Genomic DNA, 20442 nt, shown 5'->3' on the forward strand with positions numbered 1-20442 from the left:
TTAACTTGGAAGTTTGTTTTCGAATGTTTTGATGGATGCGTAACGAGTGAATAAGGTGAATGGCGATGCCGTGCCTACCATGCTCACTTCAACTGAATAGTTTCTGGTGCCAGCTGTGGCCAGTGTGTCGATGAAGGTTGCACCTGCATTGCCGCTCCAATAAGTCTCTGCGTCGAGCGACTCATAGGAGCCTGATAATGTAGTGTCAAAAGTTGCTATTGCAGTGCCGTTACGCTTTAACACCAACCTGACGATAAATGACTTATTTGTCAGGTTTCCTGACGCTTTAGCAGAGACGTAGGCGTTTGCTGAAATCTCTACAGGGAAACCATCAGAACTATGAGCACCAGCAAAAACAGTGAGTATTGCCCCAGAAGTACTGGATCCTGAACCACTCTTAGATTCTATGATTTTCCCAGCAAAGAACTCACTTTTTATAAAACCGGTACCATTAGCCTTTATAAAAAATAATGCGTTTACATCCGTTTTTGCTCCAGATCCAGCCCAAATCAAATAGGTACCATCATTCCAAACCTCTATCCTTGTCCCTGTACCTTCACTTGTCACTAACTTGCCTTGTATAGAGACATTTCTGATAGTTACATTACCTAACGAATCGACTGCAAAAAGTGCATTGGCTAAATTTTTAGTACCGGTGCCATACCAAAAAGGAAAAGCACCATTTCCCATTTCAGCACGGTAACCACTTGTGGCCGTTTGAAAGTTATTACCTACCAAATCACCAACAAATACCCACTTTTGGCGACCGCTATCCCAGTAAAGCTGTACAGCACCTGCAGAATTCGATAACCGGAATGTGTTGGCTCTAAATTCCAACGTATTAGTGGCGCCGTCCACGACTAAGCCGGTGACTGTTGATACACCGCCTACCGTGGTTGTAACACCTAAGTATGCCCTGCCGCTGATATTACCCAGCTCGTCTATGGTGGCCTGCAGACTTAATGACGCAAGAGCCAGCTCGCCATCTAAATTATTTACTTGAGCAGATAACTGGGTAGTAGCTGATACCGCACCATCAGCCGTGGTTTTGGCCTGCTGTGCCAGCTGGTTCGTTGCACTGAGCCCGGTTGTTGAGTTGTTAACTGTGGCCGTCAAGCTGTTTATAGCGCTTGTCGCACCATCAGCCGTTGTTTTAGCTTGCTGGGCCAGCTGGTTCGTAGCGCTGAGACCACTTGTTGGGTTGTTAACTGTTGCCGTCAAGCTGTTTATAGAGCTTGTCGCACCATCAGCAGTTGTTTTAGCTTGCTGCGCCAACTGGTTCGTAGCGCTGAGACCACTTGTTGGGTTGTTAACTGTTGCCGTCAAGCTGTTTATAGAGCTTGTCGCACCATCAGCAGTTGTTTTAGCTTGCTGCGCCAACTGGTTCGTAGCACTGAGGCCGGTTGTTGGGTTTGTAACTGTTGCCGACAGGCTATTTAAAGCTGTCGTTGCACCATCAGCCGTTGTTTTGGCTTGCTGGGCAAGTGTAAAAGTTGCGCTCAGCCCTGTTGTAGCGTTATCTACTTTCCCTTGCACTATGCTTAGAGTTTCTGCTGTACCATCTGCTTGAGATTCAACCTGGTCCAACCGGACGAGCTGTGCATTAGCACCAGCCTGTAACTGCAGCACCTGCGATGCTCTGGTAATCGTTTCTGTTTGAAGAAGAATGCTGACTTGTTTGATCTCAGCACGGCGGTCACCATCATCAAAAATACTGTTTATCTGTTCAATAATGGATACCCGGGCGTCCTCCCCTTCGGCTTGCTCTACTATGGCCAGCGCATCATCAATTATTTGCTGCACTTCAGCCACAGTTGGAACTTCACCCACTGCAGCATCTATTTGCTCTTGCAAACCCGCCTGAACCTGAGCCAGTACATCATCAAATATCGAAGCACCAACATCTTCACCAATCAGGTCTACGATATTTGAGGCGTTTGCCGTCGTGGTAGCAATTCGACTTACCCAGGCCGAGCTGCCTGTATAGTTTACTGTTCTGGCAAAAATGGTGTATTCAGTACCGTATTGAAGGCCAGCGAACACCATTGATATGCCGCGGCCCCGGACCACATCTGTCGTATCTATTGCAAATTCAAATTCGGTACCCAGGCCAGCGCCAGAGAGAACCGGCCTGGCCTCAATTTCAAAGTTCCCCACAGTGAACTGAATATCAGTGGGCGCCAATGGCACTGTTACATTGAACGAGATATTTGCAGGTGGTGACCAGGTACCGAGTGTGCCGACTGCATAAACCTTAATTGTGTAGGACCCAACCGCTAAACGCGGCAAGTCTATGTTTCTAACAAAACTTTCTCGCTCGAAAATAGTATTCCCAGACTGCTCTATTTTTACGACATAACGGCGTATAAAGGCGTTACTCTCAGAGGACCACAAAAGCCGGCCACCAGAGTTGAACGTAGGGTCAACGACAATATTAAGCGCTGTCGGTGCCGGGATGTTGGTCGGATCACCCAGGTTAGTACCACCTACACGGTCAGAGTAGGCCACACCAGACCATGGATAGATCGCGTTCTGGTGCTCAATAAACTCGAAGTCGACGTCACCATCTTCACGTAGTTTGCACTGCTCTACCCTGAATGGCTTTTCATCCCAGCCGCGGGTATCGTCGCTAATACCAACGATGTCGCCTGGCTCTACTACGATGGCAGGTGGTGATGCGGTAAAGCTAACTTCCATCCGGTTGCGGCTGCGCTTCGCCACAATCTCAGCCATTTGATAGGCTTCTGCTTTATTGGTGATAGTGTCGAACTCAAAGCTCTGCTCTAACAATACGCCGTTATCTTCGGCTAACCATTCTGCAAACAGCGGGTCGTTGGCATCCGGATAATGTACTTCGTCACGCTCGTAGTTCGTCAGCTTGTTAGGAAAGCGAATAATAACCCGGTTGTAACGATCGTTTTTACGGCCGGCTTTGCTCTTTATTGGGCCTGTGATTAGGGCGTAGTTTTGTCTTACGCTGTGTCCATGACCAAAAAAGAAAACTGGATCCCCTTCCTTTTCACACACCAGGCGCAACTGGCCACTGCCAATAGGCATCATGCCGCGCATACCAGAAAGCATTTGCTTTACATTACTGAATACTGACTTACCAGTATCAATGACCAGGTTGCCGGTGATCCGGGCATGTGTAACGGCTGATGTTACCCCATTGATAGTTACATCACTGGTGATCTGTTCGTCAGCCCAGTGTGCGGACTCGATAAATGACTGCTGAAGTAGCCTGCTTAAACTCAGGCCTTTGCCGTAAGTGGTATTTGTAAGATAGTCCAGCAACTGCAGCGGTAGGTTTTCACTGTAGGCAGTCTGGCCATTGCGCGGGTCGTAAATTTTTCGGCCGGCTATCCGGGCTGTGACCTCAGGTTCTCCCCTCCAAACGCTTTGGCTTTCGTCCATCTGCAGACGTAAGTGTATATAGGCTAAACCTTGTAGCCGATGATCAGCAGTCCAGTTCGGAATGCCTGTAGTCAAGGGGGCTTGGTCATAAGCACCATTGCAGCGTTGTACCGTAAACCATTTGCCACCGCCCTGCTTATTCCAGCGCGGATCCACTTCTGACACGCCATCAAAGTAAAGTTCTGAAATAGCCTCAATTGGCCCCTCACAGAACACGATGATCAAATGTAAGAACTCGTTTTTAGCACCACCATCGGCATCAGTTACATACTTGTGAACTTTAATGCCGCCGATCCGCCTGGTTCCGTATACAACCGGTATTGGATGATCACTCCCCTGCTTCTCTACGGTAACGGCCTGAGCAGCCGGCATATCTGGAGTTGGCACCAGCCAGGAGAGTATTTTTTTAAATGGCTTGGTTACAGCTTTCCAAATACCGCTAAAAAAACCCATTATTCACCGCCCCATTTCAGATCTTTTTTCACTTGGGCAGCGAACTCGAGGCCTTTATCATTTGGGTAAAACCTGCGCTGGCTTGCATCGGTAGAACGTCTACCTCGGGGGGCTTCAAAGTCGGCCCACTCGCTGGTTAAAGGCGTGGTGATTTGAGACTCTCCTTTGGAATCTGAAACGTCAGGGGCATTTAGTAACCAGGTATGTAACAAAACAGGATTAGGTATTACTTCGCCCTGGTCAGTCAGGTAGGCGCGGAAAATGTAGGCGTAACGGTTGATCTGATTAACACCCAACATCAGTGCAACCATGCTTTGGTCGGCCGCTGTAAATGCCAGGCCAATTTCGCCTATGCGTAGCTCAGCGTTGAAGGTTGGAGCATCCATCCCCAACAAAAGGCCATTAGCTTCAAAGATTTCGCCCTGCCAGTTCACCGGATAACCACAGTCGGTCATCCGTAACGTAACGTTGTTGGCCAGCTCCAACCGGATCAAATGGCAATAGTCGTGCTCGCCGGCAATAGCTGCAGCGACCTGTGGTGTTACTTGAAGCATGAGTTTATAAAACCTCGATTACATCCAGTTCGAAGGTTGAGAAGCCAGCACCTGAGACGGCTGACTCGAATTCTTGTGCGTCACGTACCAAACGAACAGTAAATGGAACGTCTTTTACAATTGCTGCGGTACCGATTGGCAGATCCGCACACAGTTGAGGGAATATTTGTATTGTCAGCTGCCCTGATACATTGCTATTTGCATCAGCGGTAACCTGGTACACCTTTGTGTGGTTGGAGAAACGAATAAAATCACCTGTTAACAGCTGCCCGGTAACAGGGCCGGAGAATCCTTGCATTTGCACTTGGGTCGAACCCGCTGTTGCTAATGAGCGCACAGTTGGGCTTCCACTCGATACTCCACGTGGTTTGCTGTACACAGGCAGTGTTGTATCAAACACCCCATAACGACCGTTTTGACTAAACACCCAGGCCATTAACTGCCGTATCTCAGCTTTATTAAGCGGCACTGTTGTTAAAGTGAACTCCCAGCGCTGAGCTGGTATTTTGCGAACATGCTGGATCAAGGCCTTACTTTCGGTTGCAGTCGTTGGGCTATTGGAAACTAACCTTGATTTATTGAACCTCACAAATGCCGGTAAGTTTGCCATTAGTATATTTTCACTCCCTGATCTTCCAGAGATTGCACAAGCATCCCGGATATTGCACCGCGATTGCTCATAAGAAGATCAATCAGGCCCTCGTTGTTCAATGCCGACAGATTGAAATGCACATCTAACTTTTTAGCGCCAGGCTCTATTGTTGGGCGATTACTGGCCTGTGGGGTGCCACGCAGGAAATTGGTTAAATCTTGGTTTTGCCGAGGGCTTAAAACACGCTCGCCTTTATCCAACAACCAAGTACCCTCTTTTGGTATGTAATCAAGGCCGCTGTGAGCCATACCTGCTATTGTTGAACCTGCAGCTGCTATTGCGCCCGCAGCTAATGGACTTGTTGCTGCGGTTGCCGCCGCCATCGCTGCTGGCGCTAGTCCGGGGCCAACAATAGGAATTGCGGCAGTAGAAGCAAAGGCATTGATACCGGCTAACATGACACCCGCCGTCGATTGCCCTGTTACTTGGGCTATATAGCCAGCGGCTGCAGCAGTACCCATTGTTTTTTCGAGGGCAAAGTTGATAAGCTTCTGAGCGCCGACCCTGATCAGCATCCGAATAGTTTCTTCTGCCATATTTCTCAGCATGTCAGACAGGCTAAAATTACCGGTGGTTACGAAGTCGTAAAGAGCATCTTCAAGGCCACCAAATGCAGAGGTAAACATATCCTCCATCTGGCCAGCAATATCACTGACCTGATCGCTCCAGTTCGCCCAAGCTTCGTCCCAGCCGTTGGTCCAATCGCCACGCATTTCGTCTTCACGGGCGTAATAATCTTCCATCATTTGCAGCCGGGTACTTAACTGCTCGTCCAGCATTTCTATTTGGCTGTCGTACTCTTCTTTAGAAATAGAACCGGTGGCAAAGTCGGAGGTAGAGCGGTCGCGGCTGCGCTGAACATCACGCTCAATTGAATTGCGTTCGCCCTGGCGTTCACGCGCACGATCGCCCATACCAAAGTTGGCCAGAGCATCGCCGTATTGCTGTTGCTGGGCCTGAATTTCACTCTGAAGGTTTTGCTGATAGGCGGTTAAGCGGTTGATCTGCTCACGGCTCTTAATCTCCCGTTCCAGCTCGACATTACGCTGTAACTGAGTGCGGATAGCGCTTTCTTCGGCCAACAGGCTTTTTTGCTGAGCGGTAAGGGTTTTCTTTTCTTTGATATCAGCGAGCTGCTGCTCGAACTTGATCAACTGCTTTTGTGCTTCACCCAGCTTTTGGTTTGAGTCCAACTGCTCACGAAGTGTTGCTTCCTGTTGGGCCAACTGCATCATGTACACTTTGGCTGAGTCGTCAGAGACTTTTTTAGTAGTTTCTTTAAACTTTTCTTCGATAGCCGCTAAGCCTTTGGCAACCGAAGCTGGCGATAAAAGCGCACTGTTTGGATCGGCCGCTCTTATTTTGTCGAGGTTGGCGTTGTACTCTTTTATGGCCGCGGCTTTTTGTTCTTCTTTGGATTTACCTTCATCCAACAGCTTGTTTATTTTCTGCTGTGCAGCAATGGATTCTTTATCTAATTGTGCTTGAAGCCTTTCACCGTCAGCCTGCATTTCAGACATCCACAACTGAGTTTCCAGCAGTCTGACAACTTCTTTTTGCTGCTCAATTCTTGAATTATCAGCCCGGACAAATTGCTGATTTGGCGTTGTCATTCCCGCTGTTGGGCTAGTCTCCAGCTCAGTTAGTTTCTTTCTGGCTTCTTCCAGCTGGCTTTGCAGTGTGTCTGAACGTCCGAGATTTAATATGGAGTCCCAAGCCTCTGTACTGCCATTTTTGATCGCTTTCCACGCTTGTTCGATATAACCAAGGTTATCAACAATAACCTGAGTGCGTTGTTCAGTCGCCTCAGCGTATGCATTCATGGCTAACGTGGCAGCGTCCTGGGTCTTACCTTGCTTTTCAAGCGCAACGATCTGCTCATAAATATCAGCAGTGAGGAAGTTATACTTTTCGTTTAGCTCAGCAACTGATTTAGCCGGGTCCTTGGCCAGTGATTCGAATTCTTTTACTGTGTCGGAAACGGCCTTACCAACAGTGTTTTCCATGAGAACTGCTGAACGGCTGACCATTTCTAGCTGTTCAGAGGTGAACTTGCCAGTAGTAGCAGCTTCAGCAATAGCTGCTGATGCCTGGCGCTGGGTGCCGGAAATATCGTCGATACGCTTTGCCATTTCAGCCAGACTATCGGTTGTTACGCCTGTACTGTTGCCAGTGAAGACAATGGCCTGACGGAATTTATCGGCCTCAATGCTTCCCTGGTAATAAGCCAAAGCCATTACACCTAATCCAGCAGCCGCAACTGTGAGGGGGTTGATAAGCCCTAGGATGTATCCAGTTAACGCCCGGGCGGCTGGGCCTGCTCCACCGAACATATCTTTAAGTTGTCCACCTTGCTGCAGAAAAACCAAGAGCGGATCTTGCCCGCCCGCCAGTGACGTAAAAATATCCGTGAACTGCGCTGGTACATTTCGTAAAGCTGCGTTCATTGCCCGGCCAGACATCGCATTTTTGCCCATCTGAACATCAATGCCACTGAGCGCTGCCCTGGATTGATTAATGGTGTTATTTAACCGGTTGAATTCCGCCTCATCTATGAGGCCAGAGCTAAATCCCTGCTGTAATTGCTCTTGCATCTTGTCCAGCTCTGCCATTTTTCCAATGGTTGGATCAATCTGCCGAACCAGTTTAGAGAATTCCCGCTGCTGTGCGCTAAACGCGCTGTTGGTTTCCATTACCTCGCGGCGCATATCGCCGATTGCAGCGGAATAACGGGTGTAAGCTGCTTCATCTATCAAGCCAACACTTTTATGTTTTTCTAACTGCTGCTGCATTTTTTCCAGTCGGTTAAACTCGGCTACAACCGGGTCTATTTGCCCGATAAGGCTCTGCAATTCGTCTTTTTGGCGCTTCACAGCTTTATTCATTTTGTCTAACGCACGTTCAGTTCTGGTTGCTCCTTCTTCAAAACTGCCGGTATTGGCAATGACGTTTAACGTCAGGTTACCTATGCTGCGTGTTGACATATTTTTCCCATAAAAAAACCCGCCGAAGCGGGTTGTTGTTTATAAATTCAACTAACTCTTAAGAGTAATGGTTACTTCTACATCTTGGCCGTACAGTTTCTTAATGTTCTCTTGCATAGACTTTAAATCAGTTGTCGGACTGAGTTCAGGAAAATCAACTACATCGAATACATTAGGGTCGTAATTTTGATTAAAAGTACATGCCCCAGAAATACCATTACTAATTTGAGGATTAATAACTAAATCTTTAACAACCCCACCTGAAACTTTATGTTTGTAATATTTGGAAAAATGAACAAGCACTTTTAAATCGTCAGTCTTTGGCTCTATTTCGAAGAACTTGACCTCAAAAGCCCCTTGAAAAGAACTCGCCGATAATATTACATGAGTTACATTCATAAGGTCTGAAAAGCTACTTAGGTTTAAAACGAATTTTCTCTTTTTCCAAATATCAGCTGCATCAAAACCAGAATCATGAACAAATAACAGACAATCTTTTTGAACCATAGAAGTACTCCTAAATTAAGAATACCCATTATGGTTACATACTATTATAAAATCTAGCCCCAGTCCTTCATTGCATTCTCAAGAGTTAATTCTTCCTCAACTTTCGGTGTTGCAACCATGAAATGTTCAAGCGGCTTTTCACTGCCGCCAGCACTGTGGTGTACTAGAGCCATGTGATGTGCTGCTATTAACTCCATGCGGTGCTGCATAGCTAAGCAGCCGTACTTTTCCTTATACGATGCCCAGATAATGGTTTCTTCGTAACTCAGGTTGTTCTGAGCTTCTTCTATTGTTTTGCCGCCGACTCCTGCGAGGACGAGTTCGCACCAGAATTCGTCTTCTTCAGTGAGCGCTTTGGGTCAGGCTTTTTAGATAGGCCATTTACCTCCCAAATTGCAGCCAACAAAGCCATCCCCAGGCTTTCGCATATTGGGCCGTGCTCTACTTCATCATCTGCCAGTTCTCGACCAGAATTACCCATCAGGTCTTCCGGGGTGAACAGTGGCTGTCCTTGCTCATTCACAATGCTGGCACAAATGCGCGCCACCATTACACCGTCATTTGCCTGAAACTTTGCTTCTGTATTCACGGTGGCAAATGATTTTTTACGGACATAAACGGTGGCTGAAAGCTCAGTTTCATTGCCTTCGTCGTCTGTCACATACCATTTAATTTCACGCTGAACAGGCGCAGCAGCTGTGAAGCTGCGGCTACTGGCCAGTAAATCTTTAGTTAAAAGCGACATACATTGATTACCTTATTAAGCTGGAGTGTATTCGTCTGCAGGTCGGCCTTTCCTTTTCCATTGGCCCTTACCGGAGCGCTGGATAGATAAAGCAGTTTGAACAACTGCATTGATCGCAAAATCAAACGGGAAGTCGGCCACGTAGCCTTCAAATATGTACCAGGTACGGGTGTTCGGTAATTTCAGGGCACCAGATGTAACGACAGGTGCGATGTTTTTACCATCGGCCCAGCCAACAATAAACTGAATATTCCTTTCGGTTTCCTCATCAGCCAGCTCAGCCAAACGGATATGAGCATCTATAGAGGGATCAGCCTTAACAGAGCCAGACGCTTGACCAGGTGTCGGCATGCCTTTTTTGTAGCGCATAGCTTCATCTTCTAAATCAGTATCGTCAACCTGGCCCGCAGGGGAACCACCCGGGTTAAACTGAGTAAGGCCTGGTATTTTTACAACTTCTTGACCGACTTCTGCATCAGGATCAATGAAATAGACCTGAGTGCCCTTGGTTAATTGAGACATGGTGGTAACTCCTTTATTGCTTTAACGCTTTATCAAGTTCTTTATTGAGCTCAATGCTGAAACGGTTAATTACTTGGTTAGTATTTGCGCTGAAAACTGGGCGCATGTATGGCTGTTCACGAACGAACTTTGTCCCGAACTCAATGAAGTGCCAATGAGGGGTGTTCCCCTTTGGCCCAGTGTCCGGGTTCCCTGATGGAATATTTTTAAAGTTCGTCGCAACGCCGATCCGATATAGGTGCTTGCCTGTTTGGCGATAAACTTTGGTACCAAATTGAAGGCGAATATTGTCTGCTATTCTGCGACCAGTTTTTGGGTCATCTAGAGCTAACGCCTTTTGCTTTGCGGCACGCACCAGAATGCCAGACGCTCTGCGCAAGGCAGATCTGGTGGCTTTACCTCTTACCTCAGCTTTTACCAGGGCGAGCTTTCGCCTTACTTCATTAAAACCAATGAGCGAGAATGTAATTTTGTTAGCCATGATCAACTCATGTACTTAAAGGTAATTTCGCTAACCAGGTCTGACGAAACCCACAACTGTTCCGGGTCCCCTTCCTGATCAACCTCCTCCACGTCGATATTAATGAAGGCGTAATGGTCGTTAGCATCGGTGCAATCCTCGAGCGCTGTGGTGACTTCTTTTACCAGTAGCTTTAACTGAACAAAGTTTTCAGCAACCAGTTTGAATGTCATAACAAAGTCACCAATGTCCGACTTTTCACCGTCTAAATCGCGCTGCCGCTTTGGCTTGCTCGCCTGGTAAATGATGTATGGAAATTCGGCATCTTCATCCGGATAGACAGGTGTAATCCGGTCGACCACCAGAGCCTGTATTTCTGGCTGCGCCAGTAGGTAATCCCGTATTGTGAACTCAATAGGCGCTGCATCAGACACGAGGAAGCTCCAGTACGATAATCAGCTCACGGTTTAAATTTTTCGTGTTATCTACCTTGGTTATTTTGTACATCAGCCCCTGATAGCTGGCTGATAAGTTAGCCTTAATTTGCGGGTAGTAACGGGTTCTCAGCATAATTTGCCCGGCAACAGCTATCCCAGCAGCTATTTTCTTTGCTGATTCAGTTGCCGATAGTGGCTCGCACTTTAATTCACCAATTTTCGTGGCCACTTTCGTTTTCTGGCCGCTGGCGTCACGGGCGCCAGCTTCGCTGAAAATTTCGAGCTTGTGTCGTAAACCGCCGCCACGCATTAGCCGATCCTTGGTATGTAGTAATGGTTTAACAGCATGAAGACCCCCATTGGCAACTCACCAACATTAACGGCTGTGCTCGCCTCTCTGTTTTCATACAAATGACCGATAATCAATAAAGCTGCGCTACGGACAGTAGCCGGCAATATGTCGAAGCCAACTTCAGCGGTTATAGTTACAGATTCAGGCTCCGCAATAGTTCGCGGCCAGCTCTGACCAAAAGGCGGCAGTAATACTGGGTAAACTCTTTTCCGTGCGTCTAACCTGAGTGTTGCAACGTCCAGTTCCTGGCTGATGCCCTGTGCATCGGTATACTCAACTAAGGTTATGTTTTGAACTGGCGTCCACTCCAGCTCAATTAGAGTTGAGCCTGCTGGAAAACCGTCAAGGACTAATGTTTCTTCCCGTGCAATAAAACAAGTCCCCGTTATTTGCTCTGCAAGTTTAAGAGCTGCTTCGGCCAGACTCAGTAAAAAATCATCTTCACTGCCATCATCAAAGCTCGAATCAAGACGCAGGTGTTTTTTAATCAGCGCCAGATCAATCATTGGTAGTTCCTAATGTCAGTGAGCATGTTTTTCAAATAAAAAGCCGGAGCGTTTGCCCCGGCTTAGGTTTGTACTTTTTCTATGTTATTCAGAGGCTTCTTTTAACTCAGTGCCTGAGACGGCGACCTTAATTCCCTCTACAAGCTTAGTTGCCTGTTTCTGCGGGAAACCAGCCACATCGCCACGGCTGTAACGTCCCCAAGGCTTAGTAAAAGTGACAGTTACGTTTTTGTTTTCAGCTTTTTCAGCTGGTTTATCTTCATTTTTTGTAGCGGCCATGATGACTACCTATATTTTTGTGAATGAAAAAGGCGGCCTCTAAGCCGCCCATTCGATATTGATTACCAGGTAACAGCGGTACCCAGGGCTAAGCCTTCTACATGGCGGAAGCCCACGTCATGCTCTGCTACTACACGTACCAATGACTGGTTGCGAGCAAACGCTGATACCAGGTTGCCGCTGCCATCTTTGTAAGTTGCTTCCTTACTAAAATCGATGGTCATATTGTCCATTTCGCCGATGATCACATCGTTCCAGTCGGCAAAGTAGATTTCAGACTCATTGCTGCCCGTGCCCAGGTTCACCGGAATGGTTGTGCTGTGGACGATTGGATACCCCTTCAGCATGCCCTGAGCCATCTCAGGATAAGCCTTATTGCCATTGCCATCACGCAAACCCTGCAGCTTGATAAAGCTACGTGGAGAAAGTGACCAGCCAGGGCGTATCAGCAGGCTGTCAGACTGCAATAACATAAGGATCAGTTGGTCAAGCCAGGCATCAATAGTGGTCAGGTCGGCGGTACCAGCCCAAGCCAGCGTGCGGCTGGCATCGGTCGCTGTTTTCTTAAAGCCTTTGGGTGTATTGGATGTACCATCATCACGCAGGAAAGCTTTATCTTCACGTACTGACATGGCGCCTAAAATGTCATTCAATACCAAGTTTTCGACCTGAAACCCGGCGCGGCCGATCAACTGGTTGCTAATTGGTACCAGAGTAATCATGGTTTTAGCGTTCAGTTTGACATCGTCGAAATCAGATTCAGTACCGTTCACATCCGTTCCTTCGCCTACATAGCCCGAAGTAGCGCCGGACGCCAGGCGCGGTAAAGACATATTACCGTTTGGCAGCGGCACCGTTTGCGCACCAAGGCGGCGGACCACGGTACGGGCACGCAACAGCTCAATCACTTCGTCATGGATGTTCTGTGGCACCAGCGCTCCGCCACTACCGGCTGAGGTTTCAATAGCCATAGCCACGTCATTATCGCCAATTTCATCCCGGGCAAATTTAGCGGCATCCGGCAGATCTCCTTTTGACGCGGCAATAGACATCACCATGCGAGACACTTTTGCCCCCAGGTACTGCTTAGGCTCTTGCTTCACATGAGCTGCAGGGGCTTTATTGCCAAATGCCGCGACAGGTGCCGCTGTGGCTGCAGCCATCTGCTCTGCCTGCTCCAAACGGCCTAACTGATCACCCAGTTGTTTAAACTCGGCTGACAGCTGATCAAACTCTGCTAGTTGTTCGGCATTTAACTGGCCGTCAGCTTGTTCAATGGCCGCAATAGCCTGAATTTTTGCGTTGATTTCAGCGCGCTTGCGGCGGAGTTCTAATACTTTAGACATGGTATTTCACCTTTTTTAGTTACAAAAAAAGCGCCGTTAGGCGCTTGGTTATGCTGCTCCGCCGCGTGGCTAGAGCGTCAAACTTGAGTTAATAGCAGAAGCCTGGGCACGAATACTGCGGCCACCATTTTTTGGTAAATAGGCCATTGCTATGGCATTAATTGCATCCTGTGCAGGCGCAATTTCATCAATAAGTTTCAGCTGTAACGCTTCTTCAGCACTGAATAGTCGGGCCTCAGTAGCAATTACATCGTCTGCTTTCAGGTTCCGGTGTTTGGCCACTGAATTTACAAAAAGGCTGTAGGCTTGATCTAACCGCTTTTCGATTTCTAACACGGCCTGATCTGTAATTTCTTCATGGGGAGAAAAGTCGTTTTTGTGGCTACCACGATAGAAGGTATTGTATTTGATACCCACTTCCGCTTCCCACTTACTGACTTCATAGGTTTCGATGATTACACCGATTGAACCAACGCCAGCAGTAGGACTGGCAATGATTTTGCTGCAGGCCGCGGCCAACATATAACCGGCGCTGTAAGCTGCAAAGTTAACCAGCGCCGTAATTGGCTTTATTTTAGTGCAGGCTCGGATAAAATCGGCAAGCTCTGCGCAACCAATAGCCTGACCGCCACCAGTGTGAAAGTCCAAAACAACTTCTTTGACCAGCTCATGGTTTACCGAGGCGGCAATTTGCTCTCTTAAACGCTCATACGACAGCAGTTCTTCACAGGTAGCGGTAATAGAGCCCCGGCGAGCAACTAAAATACCGTGCACCGGGATAACGGCAATATTTCCAGCAATGGTCACCCCTTGCAACTGACGTTCTTCGTCCCGGCCCATCGCAATGCCGACAATTTCTTCGGCCAGTTCTACATCAGTCGTAGTTCGGCCCAATAAGCGCGGTTCTAAAACTGCTTTTACAGCGTTAACCAGTTCTGAGGTTGCGTACAGTGGCGCACCAAAAACCATGGCCGCTATATGCGGAAAGTTGATCATACGCGACATAATATTCCCTCGATTTCTTTCATTTGCTCAGGCGTAGCGTTCATTGAATTTTGAAGATTTGCTGAATCCACCATATTGAGCGGAGTTAAGTAACGATCACCACCAGGTATTGGTGGCATATTTTCCAGGCGGCGAATGTCGTTTACTGACAACCAGCCCCAGTTCCGGCCGATGGCGTAAGCTTCATAGCGTGATTTCTGATCACCACGCAGCAATCCGGAAATGTTGAATTCGATGTAATAGTTGTTGCGTTCGTCGGGCAACAGTAGGTCGCGCATCATTGCCGCTTCATGGCGCTTTACCCATGGCAGCAGAGTGTAGATAACGTACTGCAACCCTTGATGCTCAATATTGTTGAAAGAGGCTTTTTCCAGATGCTGCACCATGTGCGGAGGGATCTTGTACAACCGGCACACTTCAATTACACCAAAGTTTCGGCTTTCTATGAGCTGGGCTTTTTCGTTGTCCATTGCCAACTGTTTGTACTGCATGCCCTCTTGCAATAATGCAACACTAAATGCGTTGCGCAGGCCACCGCCATGGCGCTCTGTAAACTTGTTTAGTAGGGCGTCTACCTTTGTTTGATCGCTAATTGCTGCAGACGTAGCTGGCCGTTCAATAACGCCAGACATCGTGGCGCCCCGCTGAAAGACTGCTGCTGCGTGTTGTTCTGTAGCTATGGTCAAGCCAATTGTGTCTGTGTTGGTTTGCAGCGGTGATAAACCAACATAACCATCCAAACTGAAGTACTTGATGTGGTGGATCATATGCATAGGCACAGTTTCATTTAGATCCAGCAGCCGGTAATACGGCATACCATCAGAACCTTTAAGTACCTTCACTTTGTTGTAGTTAATCGGGATCAGCTCTTTTGGATAGCCGTAACTATCGCGGTCGATTAACGCAACATGATTGCCTTCAATACCCAGCGAACCCTGTGCCTGCTCGTAATACTCAAAGCTGGTGTCTTTGCGGTTAGGGCTACTGTGGATCAGGTTATAAACTGGATGATCTGTTGCGCGTTCCCGGCCACCGTCAGCAGTTCGGCGGTATAGCTCACAAGGCAGTTGGGCAATACTTTCAGCAAGAAGAGTCACACACGCTCGAAAAGCTGCTACCCCCATTGCAGATTCAGTGTTAACCATGACGCCAGCACTACTTTGGCGACTTCCCATAGAGCTGATCCAGCTTGTGAAGTTCTGCCGGGCTGTAACACCCTTATCTGTGCCGAACAAGTTAGGTAAAAACATTATTCCGCCTTAGGTTGCGACTTCTTATTTTGCTGGTAGGCCCACTGCCTGGTGTACAGGTAACTGGCAATCATGCAAAAAATACCAATACAGATGTAGCCGGCCGGATTGTTAAGCAACCAAACGCCAAAGCTAATTAAGCCGGCGCCCACAAGGCCCAGCACAAACAAAAAAATGGGTATCAGCATGTTACGTCCGAGGTGTCGTAAATTGATTCTTTTGGCATTTCGACAGCTCTGGTCAGGATCCGCCCTATAGCCATCAATGTGGCCACAATGCCGTCTATTTTGTACTCGTTCCGCTCTTTACGCGGGTATATGTTTTCTTTGGCATCAGCTTTCGCTGTCACGTTACTGGCCATCCATGTAAGCAGTGGATCTGCATCATGGACGAACCGTTTACCAGTAATGGCTGCTTCCATTTCCCGCATTGGTGGACTCATGGTTTGTACTGTGTTGCGGTACTCAACAATCTCAGCGCCGTCTTTCATCAACTGATGCGCCAGTTGGGTAGCACGCCATGGGTCGTAGGCAACTTCCGTGATATCAAAAATTTCGCTGAGGTCTTTTATTTCTTCCCTGATCAGGTCGAAATCAATTTCTTCACCGTCAGTTAGTGTCAACCTGCCCTCATTTACCCACTTCTCGTATGCCGAGCGATTATTACCAGCTCGCTCCAACGCACCTTCAGGCAGGTAGTTGCGGGTAAACGTGGTGTATTTGATTCGGCCAGACTCAAGCACTTCATCAAACACCAGGGACAAACTTGCTATATCGGTTTTACTGGCCAAGTCGACCCCCAAGGTGCAGCGCTTGCCTGCAAAATCCTGCAGAGTGAGGCTGGTGTCACCACAAGCATGCCAATCCGCCATGTTTAACCAGGCCGAACGGGCTGAAACCCAAATATTCAGGTGCTTGGTTAAAAAGCTATTGGTTCTGCTTGGGTAGCGAATAGCGTCCCGCAGTTGCTTGATCAGGTAGTCCTGGCTGACTGATATCCCAATGTTTGGATTTGCTTTTCGCAGATTAGCCGGGTCTTTCCAGTCATCACCAGCATCAAGCGTCCAGATAATCCCAAACAGTTCATCGTTTGGCATAACACCGTCAAGCATTTGCTGAACTTGACGACGCTTTTCATAACAAGGTCCAGCCAGATTAAAGCCGGCTGTTGTGATGATGAATGCAAGGGCCTGTTCTCTTGAGCCCATGCCAGTGATCATCGTTTCGTAGAGCTCGGGACCGTCATGCTCATGAAATTCATCAATTAGTGCGCAGCTTGGAGAACTACCGTCACCCGGGTTGCCGATCAGTGGTTCAAATCGTGAACCATCGCCAGGAATGCTGATGTTTTTCGCCCAGATCTCTATACCTAACAAGCCGGTAAGTTGTGGAGATTTCTCCAGCATGATTTTCGCTGGCCGGAAAACCTCCCATGCTTGCTTTTCAGTAGCTGCACCACAGTAAACTTCGGCGCCATACTCACCGTCTGCACATAGCATGTAATTGCCAACGCCAGCAGCAATAACAGACTTACCATTTTTACGCGGTATCTCACAGTACGCTTCAGAGAATCGTCGTAAGCCGTCTTTCTTTTTCAGCCACCCAAAGACAGCGCAGAATATGAACTTCTGCCACGGCTCCAGCTTAATGAGTTGCCGTTCTCTGGCCCACTTACCTTTTGTGTGTGGTAGCAGTTGGACGAAATCGCAGACATGTTCTGCTGCGTCTCTGTCAAATTTATAAGGGAAAGCCCGCTTCTCAGAGGCTTTTAGATCATCAATATGCCTTTGACAGGCCTGTCGAACCTCTTTGCACGCAGAGATCTTCCCCGTTATCACATCCCGGGCATACTTGTTCGCCGCATTGACGTTTGGATAACTGGCCATTCATTCTCTACTTAGCGCCTCTTTTTTTAAGCAGTGCTGCAAACGGATTATCTTCAGGCTGCTTAGAACCGGCACCGAAGCGGCCCCTACTGGCCGGATCTAACCCTAATGCGGCGCCATAAGTTGCCATCTGCTTGAGACATTCGTTAATAACTGTGGCTGAAGGGTTTTTAATGGGGCCGCCAGTTGCGCCTGGTACCACAGGGCCGTGCTTAGCGTAATGTTCTTCGGCTTCACGCCACCTTTTGTACGCACTGCAGAAAGCCTCAAGGTTGTGAATATCCGTCCCCGTCAGGATCTTGGATTTCACCAACCATTCGGCCAAGGCATTCCACATATCAACAGCAATACCTGATAGCCATATCGGACATTCCGGCACCGATGCTAAAGGTTCCCCCTCAGGTGCATCTGTGTTCAGTGGCCGCTTACCTGCATTACCCTGAATAACTTTCAGGCTAACGGGTTTTGGCTTTCGGCCGCTGCGGCCGGGTACTCCCGCCATGCTCAGCGCCCTCCAGTTTTAATTTCATTTTTCGCGAAAATAAAAATCTGATGGCGGGATCGGTGTCCGGACGAAAAAGCCCCAGAGATTTGATCCCCCCTACCCATCCCACGCAACGCTGGGGCTGGCACTGAGTTAGCGCTGCCGCCCACGCTCAGCCTCCTGCCTGGTCTTAGCGTCATGGCATGGCTTGCAGATCGCCTGCAGGTTTGCGTCGGTGTCGGTGCCACCATCAGACAACGGCTGGATGTGGTCGACCTGAGTTGCAGGCGTTAACCGATCGGCTAAAAGACATGGTTGGCACAGGCCATTGTCACGTCTTAGAATTCTTTCCCGGGTTGCTTGCCACTTGCGGCCCCGGGTGCGCTTTTCACTGTGGCGGTTGTTCTGCCAGTGAACAGCCTTATCTTTGTGCTGTTCGCAGTAACCGTGCGCTTCAACCGTCTTGTTTGGGCAAAATGGCTGGCGGCATGGTCTTGGCGGCTTAGCTGGCATAAATTTAAGTCTTGTTCTTCTCAAGCTGGGCCATGCGGGCCTGATGCTCGCGCTCTGCCATCCTCAGGTTGCGTGTTTGAACCCAGTAGTTCAGACCGAAGGTGGCAAGTGTCGCGAAAATACCAATCACTATTGCCCACTCAGACAAACTCATGAAGCCAAGGCCTGCAGTCGTACCGGCTGTAGCATATGAACTTACGGCTGTTGCTTTGTCTGACATAACTTTGAATCCTGGTTGCATACTTGAGCCTCCCGCCACTTGCGGTATCGCTGCACATCCGTATCGCATAACTTGATATCGGTGATCAGTTGCAGCGTGTACTGCAGGTGATCGTGATTGGTTGTACCGTTAAAGGGCCGCAGTGCGCAGCCCGATTGTAGAAAGTTTGCTGGTGGTAGTACCGTCACTGTTTTTGTTACTGTGATAGTGCGAACTTCCACTGGCTTGCTGGAGCAACTGACCAGCAGCATCAGGCAAAGCAGTATTAGCCCACGCTCGAGTAGGATCATGTTCAGATACCTTCAGTTCGTTACTGTTAATCATCACAGCTAAGTGCTGTTCGTTGATCTGGGTTTCTGATTGCTGGTGCTCTGTATTTAATTGAGCAACCAACAACTGTTCATCTACTAACGCTTGAGCCTGCTCGTTCAGGTTTTTAACTTCAGCGGCCAAGGCGTCTACTTCCAGTTGTTTGTTAACTAACTGTCCAGCCTGTTTAGTCACCAAACTGGTTTGAGTAGTAAGCTCTGAATTGAGCGACCAGACTGTCAGACCTAAGCCAGCCATAGCTATGCCGGCAACAATCAATAACGCCCCCGTTAAACTAATTTTCATTGCTGTAAATCCTTGAGGCACATCTTTCGCTCAGCAGCACGGCGTGTGCGTAATCCGTTGGATTCTTTGCCTTTGATGTAGATCCAGCGCATGAGCTGGTTACATGCAGATACACGAAACCCCTCGTTGAGGTTCGCAAGTAGCGTCGATTTGCGGAACTGTCCTATGCCAACGTTGTAGACAAACGACAGATATGCAGCGTGTTCGCCTTCAGATAGCGGCACTTTGACGACTGATAATAGCTGCTTGTTGTGCTCTACCAAGTCGCTGGCTAATTGCTGGAGACACTGGTCATCACTGAACTTCATGCCTGGCTTTAATTCTTTACCTGTGTGTCCGTAACAACTGGTCAGGATATTAGCCGGGTCCAAATAGACCTCGTTTACCTTCCCTTCGTATGGAGCGATAAGCACAGCACCTGACAGAGCAACAGCACCACTGATACCAGCGGCTAACAATGCAGCTTTCAGGTTCTTCATAAACCACCAATAAAAAAGCCCCAAACAATAAGTATGGGGCGAATGGGACAGGCTACGTATGGGCAACAAAAAACCCGCCTTGTGAGCGGGTTCCTGCTGATTCATTTCCGACCAGCTTAGATAAAATTACACGATTTTAACGGGCAAAAACAGGTAAAAAATTACTGGTATTAGATTATTTTGCTAATAGCTTCAGATCTTCAATTAACTGCTTCCTCTCTGCACCTGACTCAACAGATGCAACAATACCTGCGGCTTCAGCATAAGATATCTTTTCATCCTCTAAAGCGATAGCTAATCGTCCCGAAAGTTCAGGATTAGTCTTTACCACTTCAAGAAGTCGCTCCAACTGTACGTTTGTTGCAGGAAATTCCAACTTATTCGCCTCATTGTAAATGTTAACAAGAAAAGAAATTGAGCCGGACACTACTACTGTGACTATCAGATTCTGAAAAATATCTTTCATATTTCACCTACAATATACCTAATAAAGCTGATTCAGGTTTTGCTAACAGCAAAAAGCCTGACCTGTTAATTTGTTTATTTTTTATAAACATAGCATTTATAACAGCTTTTTGGTTTGGATTTAAAGAGGAAACAGATCTTTTATAACACTTAAATACCGCTGTCTGGCTATTGAGACCAAAAAAAACCACAATATAACCAACAGGAAATAGCCGTGAGTAACGAAGTTATAAATACACTTGGAAATTGGTTCAATAGCTTAAGCATTACCCAATTAAAAACCCGCCTTATGAGCGGGTTCCTGCTAAATAATGT

General features: G+C 47.9%; 24 protein-coding genes. All 24 read right to left on the reverse strand.

Annotated elements, in window-relative coordinates:
* The 24 genes from SD53_RS15660 to SD53_RS15770 all read right to left on the reverse strand — a co-directional run bounded on the left by SD53_RS15660 (nucleotide 1) and on the right by SD53_RS15770 (nucleotide 20128).
* The gene (locus tag SD53_RS15660; protein ID WP_046521122.1) at nucleotides 1-3867 is read right to left on the reverse strand and encodes a phage tail tip protein J-related protein; all 3867 of its coding nucleotides are present in this window, start codon (nucleotides 3865-3867) and stop codon (nucleotides 1-3) included.
* Nucleotides 3867-4421, reverse strand: a complete 555-nt coding sequence (locus SD53_RS15665; protein WP_046521123.1) for a hypothetical protein — start codon at nucleotides 4419-4421, stop codon at nucleotides 3867-3869. The genes SD53_RS15660 and SD53_RS15665 overlap by 1 nt, the downstream gene beginning before the upstream one ends.
* Nucleotides 4422-4425: 4 nt before the next feature.
* On the reverse strand, nucleotides 4426-5031 hold the full coding sequence (locus tag SD53_RS15670; RefSeq protein WP_046521124.1) for a hypothetical protein: 606 nt from the start codon (nucleotides 5029-5031) through the stop codon (nucleotides 4426-4428).
* Nucleotides 5031-7958 carry a phage tail tape measure protein gene (locus SD53_RS15675; RefSeq protein ID WP_162198673.1) on the reverse strand — a complete coding sequence of 976 codons (2928 nt, stop codon included), beginning with the start codon at nucleotides 7956-7958 and terminating at the stop codon, nucleotides 5031-5033. The genes SD53_RS15670 and SD53_RS15675 overlap by 1 nt, the downstream gene beginning before the upstream one ends.
* Nucleotides 7959-8108: 150 nt before the next feature.
* The gene (locus tag SD53_RS15680) at nucleotides 8109-8564 is read right to left on the reverse strand and encodes a hypothetical protein (RefSeq protein WP_046521125.1); all 456 of its coding nucleotides are present in this window, start codon (nucleotides 8562-8564) and stop codon (nucleotides 8109-8111) included.
* A 53-nt stretch (nucleotides 8565-8617) separates the two neighbouring features.
* Nucleotides 8618-8761, reverse strand: a complete 144-nt coding sequence (locus SD53_RS18685) for a hypothetical protein (protein ID WP_157850026.1) — start codon at nucleotides 8759-8761, stop codon at nucleotides 8618-8620.
* A gap of 89 nt (nucleotides 8762-8850) precedes the next feature.
* Nucleotides 8851-9309 carry a phage tail assembly chaperone family protein, TAC gene (locus tag SD53_RS15685; protein WP_068226379.1) on the reverse strand — a complete coding sequence of 153 codons (459 nt, stop codon included), beginning with the start codon at nucleotides 9307-9309 and terminating at the stop codon, nucleotides 8851-8853.
* A gap of 15 nt (nucleotides 9310-9324) precedes the next feature.
* The gene (locus SD53_RS15690; protein WP_046521126.1) at nucleotides 9325-9831 is read right to left on the reverse strand and encodes a phage tail tube protein; all 507 of its coding nucleotides are present in this window, start codon (nucleotides 9829-9831) and stop codon (nucleotides 9325-9327) included.
* 13 nt (nucleotides 9832-9844) lie between these two features.
* A complete protein-coding gene (locus SD53_RS15695) occupies nucleotides 9845-10312 on the reverse strand; it encodes an HK97-gp10 family putative phage morphogenesis protein (protein WP_046521127.1) in 468 nt (155 codons plus the stop codon).
* Between the two features lie 2 nt (nucleotides 10313-10314).
* Entirely contained in the window at nucleotides 10315-10725 is a 411-nt protein-coding gene (locus SD53_RS15700; RefSeq protein WP_046521128.1) for a DUF3168 domain-containing protein, read from the reverse strand.
* Entirely contained in the window at nucleotides 10718-11038 is a 321-nt protein-coding gene (locus SD53_RS15705; RefSeq protein ID WP_046521129.1) for a phage head completion protein, read from the reverse strand. Before SD53_RS15705 ends, SD53_RS15700 begins: the two co-directional genes overlap by 8 nt.
* Complete coding sequence (locus SD53_RS15710; RefSeq protein ID WP_046521130.1) at nucleotides 11038-11586, reverse strand: head-tail connector protein; 549 nt, start codon at nucleotides 11584-11586, stop codon at nucleotides 11038-11040. The genes SD53_RS15705 and SD53_RS15710 overlap by 1 nt, the downstream gene beginning before the upstream one ends.
* 84 nt (nucleotides 11587-11670) lie before the next feature.
* A complete protein-coding gene (locus SD53_RS15715; protein ID WP_046521131.1) occupies nucleotides 11671-11865 on the reverse strand; it encodes a hypothetical protein in 195 nt (64 codons plus the stop codon).
* A gap of 62 nt (nucleotides 11866-11927) precedes the next feature.
* The gene (locus tag SD53_RS15720) at nucleotides 11928-13211 is read right to left on the reverse strand and encodes a phage major capsid protein (RefSeq protein ID WP_046521132.1); all 1284 of its coding nucleotides are present in this window, start codon (nucleotides 13209-13211) and stop codon (nucleotides 11928-11930) included.
* 69 nt (nucleotides 13212-13280) lie between these two features.
* Complete coding sequence (locus SD53_RS15725; RefSeq protein ID WP_206539957.1) at nucleotides 13281-14180, reverse strand: S49 family peptidase; 900 nt, start codon at nucleotides 14178-14180, stop codon at nucleotides 13281-13283.
* Between the two features lie 23 nt (nucleotides 14181-14203).
* Nucleotides 14204-15466, reverse strand: a complete 1263-nt coding sequence (locus tag SD53_RS15730) for a phage portal protein (RefSeq protein ID WP_046521134.1) — start codon at nucleotides 15464-15466, stop codon at nucleotides 14204-14206.
* Nucleotides 15467-15647: 181 nt separating this feature from the next.
* Nucleotides 15648-17351 (reverse strand): terminase large subunit, encoded by a 1704-nt coding sequence (locus SD53_RS15740; protein ID WP_046521136.1) that lies wholly within the window; start codon nucleotides 17349-17351, stop codon nucleotides 15648-15650.
* A gap of 7 nt (nucleotides 17352-17358) precedes the next feature.
* Complete coding sequence (locus SD53_RS15745) at nucleotides 17359-17853, reverse strand: phage terminase small subunit P27 family (protein WP_046521137.1); 495 nt, start codon at nucleotides 17851-17853, stop codon at nucleotides 17359-17361.
* 135 nt (nucleotides 17854-17988) lie between these two features.
* Nucleotides 17989-18348 carry an HNH endonuclease gene (locus SD53_RS19025; RefSeq protein WP_046521138.1) on the reverse strand — a complete coding sequence of 120 codons (360 nt, stop codon included), beginning with the start codon at nucleotides 18346-18348 and terminating at the stop codon, nucleotides 17989-17991.
* Between the two features lie 4 nt (nucleotides 18349-18352).
* Nucleotides 18353-18568, reverse strand: coding sequence for an HP1 family phage holin (locus SD53_RS15755; protein WP_046521139.1), 216 nt, complete (start codon nucleotides 18566-18568; stop codon nucleotides 18353-18355).
* On the reverse strand, nucleotides 18544-18789 hold the full coding sequence (gene lysC, locus SD53_RS19090) for an Rz1-like lysis system protein LysC (RefSeq protein WP_436197680.1): 246 nt from the start codon (nucleotides 18787-18789) through the stop codon (nucleotides 18544-18546). The genes SD53_RS15755 and lysC overlap by 25 nt, the downstream gene beginning before the upstream one ends.
* Nucleotides 18698-19183 carry a hypothetical protein gene (locus SD53_RS15760; protein WP_046521140.1) on the reverse strand — a complete coding sequence of 162 codons (486 nt, stop codon included), beginning with the start codon at nucleotides 19181-19183 and terminating at the stop codon, nucleotides 18698-18700. The genes lysC and SD53_RS15760 overlap by 92 nt, the downstream gene beginning before the upstream one ends.
* Nucleotides 19180-19767: a lysozyme gene (locus SD53_RS15765; protein WP_206539958.1), complete on the reverse strand. Its 588-nt coding sequence runs from the start codon at nucleotides 19765-19767 to the stop codon at nucleotides 19180-19182. The genes SD53_RS15760 and SD53_RS15765 overlap by 4 nt, the downstream gene beginning before the upstream one ends.
* A gap of 70 nt (nucleotides 19768-19837) precedes the next feature.
* The gene (locus SD53_RS15770; protein WP_046521141.1) at nucleotides 19838-20128 is read right to left on the reverse strand and encodes a hypothetical protein; all 291 of its coding nucleotides are present in this window, start codon (nucleotides 20126-20128) and stop codon (nucleotides 19838-19840) included.
* Nucleotides 20129-20442 lie beyond the last annotated feature (314 nt).

This window comes from Rheinheimera mesophila (assembly GCF_000986865.1).
Classification (GTDB): domain Bacteria; phylum Pseudomonadota; class Gammaproteobacteria; order Enterobacterales; family Alteromonadaceae; genus Pararheinheimera; species Pararheinheimera mesophila.

What these genes read in the sequence shown, in the direction of transcription:
- SD53_RS15675 (WP_162198673.1), bottom strand. Translation starts at nt 7,958, where the DNA reads ATGAATAAAGCTGTGAAGCGCCAAAAAGACGAATTGCAGAGCCTTATC.
- SD53_RS15670 (WP_046521124.1), bottom strand. Translation starts at nt 5,031, where the DNA reads ATGGCAAACTTACCGGCATTTGTGAGGTTCAATAAATCAAGGTTAGTT.
- SD53_RS15665 (WP_046521123.1), bottom strand. Translation starts at nt 4,421, where the DNA reads ATGCTTCAAGTAACACCACAGGTCGCTGCAGCTATTGCCGGCGAGCAC.
- SD53_RS19025 (WP_046521138.1), bottom strand. Translation starts at nt 18,348, where the DNA reads ATGCCAGCTAAGCCGCCAAGACCATGCCGCCAGCCATTTTGCCCAAAC.
- SD53_RS15765 (WP_206539958.1), bottom strand. Translation starts at nt 19,767, where the DNA reads ATGAATCAGCAGGAACCCGCTCACAAGGCGGGTTTTTTGTTGCCCATA.
- SD53_RS15760 (WP_046521140.1), bottom strand. Translation starts at nt 19,183, where the DNA reads ATGAAAATTAGTTTAACGGGGGCGTTATTGATTGTTGCCGGCATAGCT.
- SD53_RS15755 (WP_046521139.1), bottom strand. Translation starts at nt 18,568, where the DNA reads ATGTCAGACAAAGCAACAGCCGTAAGTTCATATGCTACAGCCGGTACG.
- SD53_RS15740 (WP_046521136.1), bottom strand. Translation starts at nt 17,351, where the DNA reads ATGGCCAGTTATCCAAACGTCAATGCGGCGAACAAGTATGCCCGGGAT.
- SD53_RS15705 (WP_046521129.1), bottom strand. Translation starts at nt 11,038, where the DNA reads ATGCGTGGCGGCGGTTTACGACACAAGCTCGAAATTTTCAGCGAAGCT.
- SD53_RS15745 (WP_046521137.1), bottom strand. Translation starts at nt 17,853, where the DNA reads ATGGCGGGAGTACCCGGCCGCAGCGGCCGAAAGCCAAAACCCGTTAGC.
- SD53_RS15685 (WP_068226379.1), bottom strand. Translation starts at nt 9,309, where the DNA reads ATGTCGCTTTTAACTAAAGATTTACTGGCCAGTAGCCGCAGCTTCACA.
- SD53_RS15715 (WP_046521131.1), bottom strand. Translation starts at nt 11,865, where the DNA reads ATGGCCGCTACAAAAAATGAAGATAAACCAGCTGAAAAAGCTGAAAAC.
- SD53_RS15690 (WP_046521126.1), bottom strand. Translation starts at nt 9,831, where the DNA reads ATGTCTCAATTAACCAAGGGCACTCAGGTCTATTTCATTGATCCTGAT.
- SD53_RS15720 (WP_046521132.1), bottom strand. Translation starts at nt 13,211, where the DNA reads ATGTCTAAAGTATTAGAACTCCGCCGCAAGCGCGCTGAAATCAACGCA.
- SD53_RS18685 (WP_157850026.1), bottom strand. Translation starts at nt 8,761, where the DNA reads ATGGAGTTAATAGCAGCACATCACATGGCTCTAGTACACCACAGTGCT.
- SD53_RS15710 (WP_046521130.1), bottom strand. Translation starts at nt 11,586, where the DNA reads ATGATTGATCTGGCGCTGATTAAAAAACACCTGCGTCTTGATTCGAGC.
- SD53_RS15660 (WP_046521122.1), bottom strand. Translation starts at nt 3,867, where the DNA reads ATGGGTTTTTTTAGCGGTATTTGGAAAGCTGTAACCAAGCCATTTAAA.
- SD53_RS15725 (WP_206539957.1), bottom strand. Translation starts at nt 14,180, where the DNA reads ATGGTTTTTGGTGCGCCACTGTACGCAACCTCAGAACTGGTTAACGCT.
- SD53_RS15695 (WP_046521127.1), bottom strand. Translation starts at nt 10,312, where the DNA reads ATGGCTAACAAAATTACATTCTCGCTCATTGGTTTTAATGAAGTAAGG.
- SD53_RS15680 (WP_046521125.1), bottom strand. Translation starts at nt 8,564, where the DNA reads ATGGTTCAAAAAGATTGTCTGTTATTTGTTCATGATTCTGGTTTTGAT.
- SD53_RS15770 (WP_046521141.1), bottom strand. Translation starts at nt 20,128, where the DNA reads ATGAAAGATATTTTTCAGAATCTGATAGTCACAGTAGTAGTGTCCGGC.
- SD53_RS15730 (WP_046521134.1), bottom strand. Translation starts at nt 15,466, where the DNA reads ATGTTTTTACCTAACTTGTTCGGCACAGATAAGGGTGTTACAGCCCGG.